The sequence below is a fragment of the Streptomyces sp. NPDC001135 genome (assembly GCF_053598395.1).
The window spans coordinates 1-12450 of record NZ_JBSFKD010000045.1 but is presented as its reverse complement, the minus strand read 5'-3'; the positions used below and the strand labels follow the sequence as shown (position 1 = coordinate 12450).

11 protein-coding genes are annotated in these 12450 nt (G+C 73.5%); 9 read left to right on the top strand and 2 right to left on the bottom strand.

Annotated elements, in window-relative coordinates; translation table 11 throughout:
- Positions 1-75: 75 nt before the first annotated feature.
- From ACWC94_RS37400 to ACWC94_RS37390, 3 genes are all read left to right on the top strand, one after another.
- Positions 76-1611, top strand: coding sequence for an IucA/IucC family protein (locus ACWC94_RS37400; RefSeq protein ID WP_450801749.1), 1536 nt, complete (start codon positions 76-78; stop codon positions 1609-1611).
- Positions 1612-1698: 87 nt separating this feature from the next.
- On the top strand, positions 1699-2961 hold the full coding sequence (locus tag ACWC94_RS37395) for a VWA domain-containing protein (RefSeq protein ID WP_450801748.1): 1263 nt from the start codon (positions 1699-1701) through the stop codon (positions 2959-2961).
- On the top strand, positions 2961-3761 hold the full coding sequence (locus ACWC94_RS37390) for a hypothetical protein (protein WP_450801790.1): 801 nt from the start codon (positions 2961-2963) through the stop codon (positions 3759-3761). The genes ACWC94_RS37395 and ACWC94_RS37390 overlap by 1 nt, the downstream gene beginning before the upstream one ends.
- Positions 3762-3835: 74 nt before the next feature.
- Here ACWC94_RS37390 and ACWC94_RS37385 read toward each other — a convergent pair whose 3' ends face one another.
- A complete protein-coding gene (locus ACWC94_RS37385) occupies positions 3836-4462 on the bottom strand; it encodes a winged helix-turn-helix transcriptional regulator (RefSeq protein WP_450801747.1) in 627 nt (208 codons plus the stop codon).
- Between the two features lie 81 nt (positions 4463-4543).
- Between ACWC94_RS37385 and ACWC94_RS37380 the strand changes: the two genes are divergently transcribed.
- The 6 genes from ACWC94_RS37380 (at position 4544) to ACWC94_RS37355 (ending at position 10789) form a co-directional block, all read left to right on the top strand.
- On the top strand, positions 4544-5752 hold the full coding sequence (locus tag ACWC94_RS37380; RefSeq protein ID WP_450801746.1) for a pyridoxal phosphate-dependent aminotransferase: 1209 nt from the start codon (positions 4544-4546) through the stop codon (positions 5750-5752).
- Between the two features lie 135 nt (positions 5753-5887).
- On the top strand, positions 5888-7708 hold the full coding sequence (locus ACWC94_RS37375) for a trypsin-like serine peptidase (RefSeq protein WP_450801745.1): 1821 nt from the start codon (positions 5888-5890) through the stop codon (positions 7706-7708).
- 74 nt (positions 7709-7782) lie between these two features.
- On the top strand, positions 7783-8976 hold the full coding sequence (locus ACWC94_RS37370) for a serine hydrolase domain-containing protein (protein ID WP_450801744.1): 1194 nt from the start codon (positions 7783-7785) through the stop codon (positions 8974-8976).
- 1 nt (position 8977) lies between these two features.
- On the top strand, positions 8978-9577 hold the full coding sequence (locus ACWC94_RS37365; protein WP_450801743.1) for a histidine phosphatase family protein: 600 nt from the start codon (positions 8978-8980) through the stop codon (positions 9575-9577).
- Positions 9578-9693: 116 nt separating this feature from the next.
- The gene (locus ACWC94_RS37360) at positions 9694-10314 is read left to right on the top strand and encodes a hypothetical protein (protein WP_450801742.1); all 621 of its coding nucleotides are present in this window, start codon (positions 9694-9696) and stop codon (positions 10312-10314) included.
- Positions 10315-10366: 52 nt separating this feature from the next.
- Entirely contained in the window at positions 10367-10789 is a 423-nt protein-coding gene (locus tag ACWC94_RS37355) for an acyl-CoA thioesterase (RefSeq protein ID WP_450801741.1), read from the top strand.
- Between the two features lie 139 nt (positions 10790-10928).
- On the opposite strand, the gene ACWC94_RS37350 is transcribed toward ACWC94_RS37355, so the two are convergent.
- Entirely contained in the window at positions 10929-12296 is a 1368-nt protein-coding gene (locus tag ACWC94_RS37350; RefSeq protein WP_450801740.1) for a nucleobase:cation symporter-2 family protein, read from the bottom strand.
- Positions 12297-12450: the final 154 nt, after the last annotated feature.

Here is a 12450-nt window from a genome sequence, read left to right as displayed (position 1 = left end):
GGGGGTCGTCGCGCTCAGTATGTCTGTCGTCCCTGACAATCGTCCTGCGTGCAGCGTGCAACCGAGGAGCCGACCGTGCACCGTCCCCCCGCCACCGAGGCCCGGGTCGCCGAGGAGCTGGCCGCCGTGCGGCCGGCGCTGCTGCCCCGGTACACCGCGGAACTGCCGGGCGCCCGCGCGGCCGTGCTGACCCGGCTGTGGCGGGCGCTGGCCCATGAGCCGCTGCCGTGGATCACCGGCCGGGTGCACGGCGCGCACGGCCTGGCGCTGCGGCTCGCCGACGGCCGGACGCTGTACGGGCCGCCCGCGGACCCGTACGCCACCGGCGCGTACGTCACCGGTGTCCGTCTGGACCGGGAGGGCCAGGTGGATCCGGCCGGTCTGCTGACCGCCCTCGCGGTGCCGCACGGCCCGGCGTTCGCCGCCGAACTGGCGGACAGCGTCGCCTCGTTGGCACTGTCACGGGCCGGCGCGGATCACCCGAAGGAGTGGCCGGTGGGGGTCCCCCCGGCCGGAGGGCGGGGGAGGGACTGGGAGTGGGAGCAGCGGGTGACGGACGGGCACCCGTACCATCCCAACTGCCGCTCCCGTCCCGGTTTCTCGGTGGCCGACCAGCTGGCGTACGGCCCGGAGCACCGGCCGGTGGTGGAGCTGGGGATGGTACCGGTGCCGGCATCCGAGTGCCTGGTCAGCGGTGACTGGCCGGAGGAACTGCGCGACGGCGGGCGGCTGCTGGTGCCGGTGCACCCGTGGCAGGCCGCCCATGTCCTGAAGCGGTCGTACGACCCCTGGCGCCCCGGACGTCCCCTGCTGTCCCTGCGCACGCTCGCGCTGCCGGACGGCGTCCATGTGAAGACCGCGCTGAGCGCCCGGCTGACGTCCTCGGTGCGGGACATCTCCGCGTACTCGGTCCGGGCCGCCGCGCCGCTGTCCGCCCTCGCCGCGGAGCTGGCGGCGCGCACCGACGGCCTGCTGCACCTCACACGCACGCTGGGCGCGGTCTCGGCCCACTCCCCCGACCTCGCCGCGCTGCTGCGCGAGTCGCCCGAGGTGTACACGCGCCCGGGCGAACGGGTCCTGCCGGTGGCCGCGCTCGCCACCACCGGTCTGCCCGACGTGCCCGCCTGGACGGCCGCGTTCGCCCGCCTGGCCCTGACCGTGGGGCTGCGCCTGCTCGACCTCGGCGTGGCCCTGGAGGCGCACGGCCAGAACCTGCTGGTGATCCTGGCGGCCGACGGCACCCCCGTGCGGCTGGTCTACCGCGACCTGGCCGACATCCGGATCAGCCCGGCCCGCCTGACCCGGCACGGCATCGCCCCGCCCGCGCTCACCGGCCGTCTGATCACCGACGACGAGACGGCCCTGCGCCGCAAGCTGTTCGGCTCCCTGGTGGCGGGCGCGCTGGCCGGTACGGCGGGTTCCCGCGCGGCGCTGGGGGCGGCCCTGTCCGCCGCCGTAGCGGACCTGCCGGACACCGCCGACCTGCGCGCCCTGTGCGAAGGCCCGCTGCCGGCGAAGGCGTTGACCCTGATGCGGCTGTCCCCGAGCACCCCGGGCGACCAGTGGACGGCCCTGCCGAACCCGATGAGCTCGGACGCCGGACGTCGCTGAAGACGGCGAGCCGGACGGTCCGGCCCGGGCCGGCCCCCTCCGCCACTCGTTTTGGAGCCCGGCCCGTCCGCTCCATAAGATCCGGCGATGATCACAAGACAACGGCTGGCGGCGGGAGTCTGCGCTCTCCTCGCCGCCCTGGCGGCCGGGATCGCGTTCCCCGGCGGAGCCGTCGCCGACGAGACACAGGTGGCCGCCCCGAAGGTCGAACTCGTGCTGGACGTCAGCGGTTCGATGCGCACGCGGGACATCGACGGCGGCTCGCGGATGGCCGCGGCGAAGCAGGCGTTCGACGAGGTGCTGGACGCGACACCGCAGGAGGTCCGGCTCGGCATACGCACCCTGGGCGCCAACTACCGCGGCAACGACCGCAAGGAGGGCTGCAAGGACACCGCGCAGCTCTACCCGGTGGGCCCGCTGAACCGGACCGACGCGAAGACGGCGGTGGCCACGCTGCAGCCGACCGGCTGGACGCCGATCGGGCCCGCCCTGCTGAAGGCGGCGGACGACCTCGACGGGGGCGACGGGACCCGTCGTATCGTCCTGATCAGCGACGGCGAGGACACCTGCCAGCCCCTCGACCCGTGCGAGGTGGCCCGTGAGATCGCCGCCAAGGGCATCGGGCTGACCATCGACACCCTGGGCCTGGTGCCGGACGCCAAGACCCGCGACCAGCTCAGCTGCATCGCGGACGCGACCGGCGGCACCTACACCGACGTCCGGCACCGGGAGGAACTGTCCGACCGGGTCGGCCAGTTGGTGGACCGCGCGGCCGATCCGGTGGTGACGCCGGTGGCCACCGCGGGTGCCGCGCAGTGCGAGAAGGCACCGACGCTGAAGTCCGGGCTGTACACGGACCGTGAGGAGTTCGGGCAGCAGCGCTGGTACAAGGTCGCGGTGGACCCCGGCAAGGAGCTGCGCGCCTCGGTGAGCGTGGCCGACGACCGGGCGGTGAACCCGGACCACGGGGTGCTGCTGCGGGCGGTGACCGTGCGGGGGCGGGAGATCGTGCGCGGCGAGGCCGCCGGCACGGGCCGTACGGACGTGATCTCGACGGGTCTGCGCTACCCGAAGCCCGAGAGCGACGACGACAACGCGCCCGCGGAGACGGTGTGCCTGCAGGTCACCAACTCCTTCTCGGCCGCGGCGGGGGTCAAGACCACGCCGGGTCTGCCACTGGAGCTGACCGTCGACGTCGTGGACGGGCCGTCCGGCCATCACGACGTGGCCTCCTTCGGTCTCGGCCGCGGCTGGTGGCTGCTGGGTGCGCTGGTGCTGACCGGCTTCCTGGCGGGTCTGCTGTGGGGATGGCTGTCGCGCTGGCGGGTCTCGGTCTGGAGGACGAACTGATGCGGATCACACGTGTGATGGGTGCGGCGCTGCTGGCGCTCGGGCTCGCGGCCGGACCGGCCGCGGCCGACTCCTCCCCGTCCCCCGGCGCCTCCGCCGACGGCAAGGCGCCCACCCGGGCCGGCACCTCGTTCCGTACGGCGACGGAGGTCCGGCAGGGGCAGCAGGCCACGGCGTCCGGCTCGACGGGTGACTACCTGTACTGGTCGTTCCCCGCGGACACCGGGCAGCGGCCCACCGTCAAGGCGAGCGTGAAGCTGCCGGCGGCGCACGGGGCGCAGACCTGGCAGATCGACGTGTACGACGGACTGCGGCGCCGCCAGGCCTGCCAGTACGGCGCGGCGACCCGTACGGCCGAGCAGGGGGCGTCCTCGGTCGGACTGGCCTGTGTGCTGCGGACGGTGCAGTCCTGGTCGGAGCCGTGGGCGAACGATCCGCTGCCGGGCACGTACTACATCCGGCTGACGGTCGTGGACCTCGGCTCCGCCGACCTCGGCAAGCCGGTGAGCGTCGACGTCCGTGCCGATTCCGAGGACGTCGGCGGCGCGGCGGCGGTGGACGGCTCGCTGGGCAAGCCGCTGGTTCCCGGGATCGCCGTCAAGTCCGCCGCGGACGGGGACGGTTCCAGGGCGGCGGTGCTGTCCAGCTTCGGCTCGGGCGACGGCTGGTCCTCCGGCTGGTGGTCCGACCGGTGGGTGTGGACCGCGATCGGCGGTGTGCTCGCCGCTCTCGCCGGTATCGGGGGGTACGCGCTGACCCGGGGATCGGGCCGGCCGTCCCGGGTGCCGCCGAACGTGTGAGCCGACGTGCTCGAAGGCCCGCCCGCCGGCGGGCCTTCCGTTCTCCGCCGAAGGGCCGCGGCGGAGCGACCGGGTCACGCCTCCCGCAACGCCTTGGCGAGGGTGCCGTCCCCCGTCACCGTCACCCGGCCCGCCCGTACCGCCTCCGGCAGGGTCAACTCGCCCCGCGCCACGGCCTCGCAGGTCACCGCGTCCAGCACCAGCCGGGCGTCGGCCCCGCCCGGTGCCGGCCCGTCGCCGTACACCGGGCCCTCCTCCGCGCCGACGCGCAGATGGAACTCCCCCTCCGGCAGACGCACTTCCACGGTCCCCTCCCCCTCCAGGGCCCGCAGCAGCGGCAGCGCGAACCAGTGGGCGCGGACCGCGTCGGTCGGCCGCCGCTCCCCCAGTTCGGCCTCGCCCCAGCCGCCCAGCGCCTGCAGCACGGGGAGCAACCCGCGACCGCGTCCGGTGAGTTCGTAGACATAGGCCACGCCCGGCGGAGGGAGCCGGCGGCGGGTGGTGAGGCCGTCGCGCTCCATGTCCTTCAGCCGGGAGGCGAGTACGTCCGTGCTCACGCCTGGCAGGTCCGCGTGCAGGTCCGTGTAGCGGCGGGGGCCGGCCAGCAGTTCCCGGACGATCAGCAGGGTCCAGCGGTCCCCGACGAGGTCGAGGGCGCGGGCCGCGGAGCAGTACTGGTCGTTGCTTCGGCGAGGTGACATGACCCGCAGTCTAGACATGTCATTGGACTTTCCAAGCTCCCACTTGGTAAAACCAAGCAACACGAGTTTCCGGAGGGGCGCATGGAGTTCCGGCAGTCGAACAAGCTCAGCGAGGTCTGCTACGAGATCCGCGGCCCGGTGATCGAGCACGCCAACGCGCTGGAGGAGGCCGGGCACAGCGTGCTGCGCCTGAACACCGGCAACCCCGCCGCCTTCGGTTTCGAGGCGCCGGAGGAGATCATCCAGGACATGATCCGGATGCTGCCGCGGGCGCACGGCTACACCGACTCCCGCGGCATCCTCTCCGCCCGCCGCGCGGTCGCCCAGCGCTACCAGAGCCTCGGCCTCGACGTCGGCGTGGACGACGTCTTCCTGGGCAACGGCGTCTCGGAGCTGGTCTCCATGGCCGTGACGGCCCTCGTCGAGGACGGCGACGAAATCCTGATCCCCGCCCCGGACTTCCCGCTCTGGACGGCGGCGACCACCCTGGCCGGCGGCAAGGCGGTCCACTACCTGTGCGACGAACAGGCCGACTGGAACCCGGACCTGGCCGACATGGCCGCGAAGATCACGGACCGGACGAAGGCCGTGGTCATCATCAACCCGAACAACCCGACGGGCGCGGTGTACCCGAAGGAGGTCGTCGAGGGCATCCTCGACCTGGCCCGCCGGCACGGACTGATGGTGTTCGCCGACGAGATCTACGACCAGATCCTGTACGACGACGCGGTCCACCACTCCGCCGCCGCCCTCGCCCCCGACCTGGTCGTCCTCACCTTCTGCGGCCTGTCGAAGACGTACCGGGTGGCGGGCTTCCGCTCCGGCTGGCTGGTCGTGACCGGGCCCAGGCAACACGCGAGGGACTACCTGGAAGGCCTGACCATGCTGGCCTCCATGCGCCTGTGCCCCAACGCCCCCGCCCAGTACGCCGTCCAGGCCGCGCTCGGGGGCCGCCAGTCGATCCGCGAACTGACCCTGCCCGGCGGCCGGTTGTACGAGCAGCGCAACGTGGCCTGGGAGAAGCTCAACGAGATCCCCGGTGTGTCCTGCGTGAAGCCCAAGGGCGCGCTGTACGCGTTCCCGCGCATCGACCCGAAGGTGCACCCGATCCACGACGACGAGAAGTTCGTCCTCGACCTGCTGCTGCGCGAGAAGATCCAGGTGGTCCAGGGCACCGGCTTCAACTGGCCCTCGCCCGACCACTTCCGCATCCTCACCCTGCCGCACGCGGAGGACCTGGAGGCGGCGATCGGCAGGATCGGGCGGTTCCTCGGCGGGTACCGGCAGTAGCCCGTTTCGCGCATTCGCGCGCCTGTGCGAAGATCGCCCCGCACGAACCGGGGGGCTTCGTGCCGGCCGGCGCCGCGCCGCCGTTCCCCCCGGGTCGGGTTCCAGCAGACCCGCAGCAGACCAGGGGGAGCAGCGTTGTTCTCATCCAGAAGACCGTCCTCGACGCGCATACGCCGGACGACCGTCGCCATGGTGTGCGGCGCGGCCCTCGGGGGCGGGGTCGCGCCCGCGCAGGCCGCCCAGGCCGCCGCGTCGCCGGCGCCCCCCGCCGGGCAGGAGGCGCGGCAGGCCGCCCGCTTCTGGACCGCGCAGCGGATGGCGGACGCGGCGCCGCTGGACGCGGACCGGGTACAGCCGGACAGGCCCGGGCCGGGGGCCGCGGCGACGGGCCGGCCGCAGGGCACCCTCTTCCAGGGGACCCGTGTCGTCGGGACGTTCTTCGGGTCCGACGGGCCGGGCGGCACCACCTGGCACTGCACGGGCAGTGTGATCGACACCGCGGCACGGAACATCGTGCTCACCGCCGCCCACTGCGCGCTGAGCATGAAGGGCGACTACGTCTTCGTCCCCAGGTTCGTGAAGGGCGCGAGCCCCGACCGGCAGCCGTACGGCATCTTCCACATCCAGCGGGTCTTCACCGACCCCCGGTACGTGCCCGACAAGGGGTCCACGACCACCAAGAAACCCGCCTCGGACCTGGACACCGCGTTCGCCAGGGTCTCGGCCAACCAGCGCGGCCAGAGCCTGCAGGACGCGGTCGGCGGCGGGCTGACCTTCACCCGGGCGAACGGCTACACCCACAAGAACGTGACCGTCGTCGGCTACCCCTCCTACGGGCACAACAGCGCCGGGCGCGCCGTCAAGTGCACCGTACCGACGCGGCAACTCCCCGGCTACCGGCAGATGTCGATGACCTGCGGCGGCTACTACGGCGGCGTGTCCGGCAGCCCGTGGATCACCGACTACCAGGACGACGCGGGCACCGGCCACGTCATCGGCAACCTCGGCGGCTACAACGGCGGCGGCAACGACGCGAACGTCGACTACATCAGCTACGCCCCGGCGTTCGGCGCCGACGCCGCGAACCTGCTCGCCGACGCGGTCGCGAACCAGGATCCGCCCGCCGGCCTGCCCGCCTACCAGGGGCTCCAGCTGCCGGGCGGCGCGGCCCACTGGCAGAAGGCCACGCTGATGGCCTCGGCGGACTACACCGGCGACCACCTCGGCGACCTGCTCGTCGTCTGGTCCGACGGCGGGGTCACCCTGTACCCCGGGGACGGCAACGGCGCGTTCGGTGCCGAGACGCGGCTGCTGAAGGCCAACTCCACCTGGACCCACGCCCGGAACATCACCGGCGGTACCTTCACCGGCGGCCGGCCGGGCCTGCTGGTGCGCTGGTCGGACGGCGAGGTCACCCTGTACCCGGACCTCGGCCCCTCCGGAGTGGGCCGCGAGGTGCAGATGGCGAAGCCCAAGTCCGCCTGGCAGAACGTCGTACAGCTCACCGCCGGGCAGTTCCACGGGGCCACGGGCGCGACCGACGTGCTGGCGCGCCGCTCGGACGGCGGTCTGGTCCTCTACACCGGGGTCCGCGCCGGGTCCTTCGGCACCGGCAAGCAGCTCCTCGCGGCGAACGGCACCTGGACCAAGGCCGCACTGCTGAGCGGCGGCGCCTTCCGGGGCACGGCCGGCGCGGACCTGCTCGTGCGCTGGTCCGACGGCTCGCTCGACAGCTACACCGGTGTCTCGGCCGGCGGGCTCGGCACCCGGTCCCGGCTGCGCGGCCCGAACGGCACCTGGCCGCACGCCCAGGTCATGACCACCGGCGACCTCACCTCCGACCACACGGGCAACGACCTGGTCGTGCGCTGGTCCGACGGCGAGACCACGCTGTACGCCGACAGCGGCGCCAAGGCCCTGGGCACCGAGAACACCCTGGTCCTGCCGGGTACCTGAGCCACCGGGAATGCCCGGCGGCCACGGGTCGTTGACGATCCCCGTTGGTGATCACCGAACAGGGGGAACGACGCATGCCGATCGATGTGCACGGCACGGTGGCGGAGGGATTCGAGGGTGTCCGCGAGGAGTTCGCGGCGGTGCTCGCCGGGGAACGGGACGATCCGGGCGCACAGCTCGTGGTGTACCGGCACGGGCGGCGCGTGGTGGACCTGTGGGGCGGCGACGGCATCGACGGGGACTCGCTGACGACCCTGTACTCCATCGCCAAGGGAGCCGCGCACCTCGTCGTCGCGCTCCTGGTGCAGGACGGGGTGCTCGACCTCGACCGGGACGTCGCCGCGTACTGGCCGGAGTTCGGCGCACACGGCAAGGACCGGCTGACCCTGGGCGAACTGCTGGAGCACCGCGCCGGACTCGTCGGCGATGCGGAACAGGCCTTCACCATCGAGGAGTTGGCCGACGACCGGATCACCGCGGCCCGGCTGGCGCAGCGCAAGCCGCTGTGGGAGCCGGGCACCGCCTGGGGCTACCACGCCTTCGTCATCGGCGCCCTCACCGGCGAGGTGGTGCGCCGGGTGACCGGCCGGTCCATCCAGGAGCTGTACGAGGAGCGGATCCGGGCGCCGTACGGACTCGACTACTACCTGGGGCTGCCCGCGGCGGCCGAGAAGCGCTGGGTGGACGTGCAGCCGCTGGTGCCGACGCCGGAGGAGGCCGCGCTGCTGAAGGAGCGGGCGGCGGCTGCGGACAGCATCCGGGGCATCGCCTTCAACGCGCACGGGCCGGCGCCGACCGACCTGGTGGCCTTCGGCAACCACCCCCGGGTGAAGGCGCTCGGGCCGACGTCCTCGGGCGGCGTGGGCAACGCGCGCGGGGTCGCCGGGATGTACGCGGCCGCCATCAGCACCGTGGACGGCAGGTCGCCGCTGCTCACGCCCGCGACCGCGGCCCTGTTCGGCGAGCTGCGCACCCCGGGCGGCCCTGACCTGGTCGTGGGCAGCGAGGACCACTTCGCGCGCGGCTTCGAGCACACCCCCGCGCTGTACCCGTTCCTCGGCGCCGGCACCTTCGGGCACAGCGGTGCGACCGGCTCGCTGGGCTTCGCCGACCCGGCGCACGGCATCGCGTACGCCTACACCCGGCGCCGGTTCTCCTTCCCCTCCGGGGTGGGCGCCGCCCCGGAGAACGGCCGTCTGGCCGAGTCCGTCCTGCGGGCGGCCGGCTCCCGTGACACCGTGCTGACAGGCGAGCGGGAAGGGCGCTGACGTGGGTGACCTCTTTCTCGTCCGGCACGGTGAGACCGAGTGGTCGCGGTCCGGACGCCACACCGGCTGGACCGACGTGCCCCTCACCGAGCACGGGCGGCAGGAGGCGCGGCGGCTGGCGCCGCTGATCGGCTCGCACCGGATCGGGGCCGCGTTCGTCAGCCCCCTGCAGCGGGCCCGGGAGACCGCCGAGCTCATCGGGATCCCGGACGCCCGGGTCGACGCCGACCTGCGCGAGTGGGACTACGGCGGCTACGAGGGCGTGACCACCGTGGACATCCAGCGGAGCCGGCCGGGCTGGTTCCTGTTCACGGACGGGGTCGCGCCCGGGCCGCCGCAGCATCCCGGCGAGACCCCGGAGCAGGTCGGCGAGCGCGCCGACCGGGTGCTCGCCAGGGCCGACGCCGCCCTCGCCGACACCGACGGCGCCGTCGTCCTGATCGCCCACGGCCACTTCCTGCGTGTCCTGACCGCCCGCCGCCTCGGCCTCTCGCCCGGGCGCGGGGCCCTGTTCCAACTCGCGACGGGGGCACTGTGCCGCCTGGGCACGGAGCACGGGCGGCCGGTGGTGGCGGGGTGGAACATCCGGCCCGGGCAGTAGCGGGAGCGGGGGGCCGGTGCCGCGGCCCCGGGCGGTGTCGGACCGGGGACGTACGCTGCGCGAGGGGCCGTCCGCCGGGCGGCCGGGAACAGGGACGGGACCGGAAGGAGCGCGCCGTGACGCGACCGCCGACCGCCGCGCAGCGACGTCTGATCGAGGCCGCCGATCCGGTGACCGGGCGGCTGCGCGGTACGCAGGTGCAACTCGCGGCGCTGGTCGCACGGGGGCTGGCGTTCCGGCATCCGCGGCCGCCGCACGAGCACTTCCTGACCCCCGCGGGCCATCGGATACGGGAGGCGGTGCCCGAGGCGGCGCAGGAACCCGCGCCGGCCGCGGGCGTGTTCGCGGCGCGGGTCGGTGGCGAGCAGGAGCCGCCCGCGGACGGTCCTGCGCGTCGGCGTGAGGTGCACAGCGCCTGGCAGGGGCTGCTGGAGCTGCGCCGTATGACCAACCCCGACGGCGCGGTGGACCGGCCGTGCGGCTGGGAGCGCGCGCATCTGGTGCGGGCGGCGGCGCTCGCTCTGGAGGCGGCAGGGCACCGTCCCGCGGACGGGGACACGGACGGCTACCGGGTCCGCGCGACCCCGCAGCCGGAGGCGGTCGCCGTGTACGCGCCGGACGCGGAGACCCTCGCGGCCTGCACGGCCACGCTGGCACGCGCGGGCTGGCAGGCCGGGGAGTACACCGAACCGCGAACGCGGGTGCGGTATCTGCTCGCCTCGCCGCGCCGGGTGTGAGCGGCGTGCGAGGATCGGCGGATCAGTGTGTCGTACACGAGAAGGGGAACCCGTGAGCGAACCGTTTTCCGTGCGCGTGACCGTCCGCGGCTACGAGACCGACACCCAAGGACACCTCAACCAGTCCGTGTACCTCAACTACGCGGAGCACGCCCGCTGGTCGCTCCTGCAGGCGGCCGGCATCAGCCAGGCACGGCTCGTGGGGCGGGGTGTGGGTCCGGTGGCGCTGGAGACGACCCTCCGATTCCGGCGCGAACTGCTCGCCGGTGACGAGGTCGACGTGACCTGTGAGTTCGCGTGGGGCGGCGGCAGGACGTTCCGGATCGCGCAGGAGATACGCAAGACCGACGGCACGCTGGCGGCCGAGGTCAGCGGGGTGGGCGGCCTGCTCGACCTCGACCGGCGCAAGCTGGTCCCGGACCCGCGGGAGGTGTTCAGGGAACTGACGACGGACCTCGCCCTGTTCGGTCTGTAGGCCCAGCGGTCCTGCGCGTCGAGCAGCTCCGCCGCCACCCGGCGTCGCGGGCCGCGGCGAGCCCGGCCGTCGGCCGGGCCACGACGGCCACGACCGTCAGCACCGGCAGGGTGCCCCCGGCCCTGCCTGCGCCGCCGGTTCAGTGTGCCGGTGCCAACTCCTCCCCGGACTCCATGGGATGGGTGACGTCCTGGGCGTCGCGGCCCTTGCCGATGTGGTTGAACACGAGGTTGAGCAGGACGGCGGTGACGCAGCCGGTGGAGATACCGGAGTCCAGGACGATCTTCGCCGTCTCCGGGAAGGCGTGGTAGAAGCCCGGTGCGGTGATGGGGATGATGCCGACCGCCAGGGAGACGGCGACGATCAGGATGTTGTTGTCCTTCTCCAGTCCGGCCCGGACCAGGGTCTGGATGCCGCTCGCGGCGACCGAGCCGAACAGGACGATGCCGGCGCCGCCGAGGACCGGGCGGGGGACGACCGCGATGAGGGAGGCGGCCATCGGGCACAGGCCCATCAGGACCAGGAAGCCGCCGCCCACGGCGACGACGTAGCGGCTGCGGATCCTCGTCATCGCGACGAGGCCGATGTTCTGGGCGAAGGCGCTGCACATGAAGCCGTTGAACAGGGGGCTCAGGGCGGAGCCGAGGGTGTCGGCCCGCAGTCCGGCGGCGATGGTCCTCTCGTCGGCGGGGCGGTCGACGACTTCGCCGAGCGCCAGCATGTCGGCGGTGGACTCCGTCATGGAGACGACCATGACCACGCACATCGACAGGATCGCCGCGATGTGGAACTGCGGGGTGCCGAAGTGGAACGGGGTCGGGAAGCCGACGACGTCCGCGTGGGCGACGGGGCCGAAGTCCGTGACGCCGAAGGGTATCGCGATGAGCGTGCCGAGGATCAGGCCGAGCAGGACCGCGATCTGCTTGACGAAACCGCGGGTGAAGCGGCGCAGGACGAGGACGACGGCCAGGGTGATGCCGGCGATGGTGAGGTAGGTCGTCGAACCGTAGTCGCTCGCCCTGGGGTCGGGGCCCTGGGCCCAGCCGAACGCGACGGGGAGCAGGGAGACTCCGATCAGGGTGATGACCGAGCCGGTGACGACGGGCGGGAAGAAGCGGATCGCCTTGCTGAAGAAGGGGGCGGCGAGGAAGCCGAGGAGGCCGGCGACGACGACCGCGCCGAAGATGACCGGCAGCGCGTCGGACGTGTCCTTGGCGGAGGCGACGATCGCCGTCATGGGGGCGACGCCGGCGAAGGTGACGCCGTTGACGAACGGCAGCCGGGCGCCGATCTTCCAGAAGCCGAGGGTCTGCAGGAAGGTGGCGAGCCCGGCGGTGAACAGACAGGCTCCGGTGAGGAAGGTGAGGTCGGCGCCGGACAGGCCTGCGGCCGCGCCGACGATCAGGGGCGGGGCGACGACTCCCGCGTACATGGCGGCCACGTGCTGCAGGCCGCTGGTCGCCATTTTGAGGGCGGGGAGTTTCTCGTCAACAGGATGGGCGGCCACGGCTGCTCCTCCGAGCGGCTAACACGTCGTTGTCGACGTGGGTTTCATGGAGGTGGTGCGTGTGGTCGTGCGGGACCGGGACGGGGTGGTGCCTCGTACCGCCATTCGTCACCGACACGCGCGCGTGTCAGCTCGGCGACCCGCTTGCCCGCCT

Bases quoted from the DNA above. Each gene is read 5' to 3' on its own strand.
- ACWC94_RS37395 (WP_450801748.1), top strand. From the start codon at position 1,699: ATGATCACAAGACAACGGCTGGCGGCGGGAGTCTGCGCTCTCCTCGCC.
- ACWC94_RS37390 (WP_450801790.1), top strand. From the start codon at position 2,961: ATGCGGATCACACGTGTGATGGGTGCGGCGCTGCTGGCGCTCGGGCTC.
- ACWC94_RS37385 (WP_450801747.1), bottom strand. From the start codon at position 4,462: ATGTCACCTCGCCGAAGCAACGACCAGTACTGCTCCGCGGCCCGCGCC.
- ACWC94_RS37380 (WP_450801746.1), top strand. From the start codon at position 4,544: ATGGAGTTCCGGCAGTCGAACAAGCTCAGCGAGGTCTGCTACGAGATC.
- ACWC94_RS37370 (WP_450801744.1), top strand. From the start codon at position 7,783: ATGCCGATCGATGTGCACGGCACGGTGGCGGAGGGATTCGAGGGTGTC.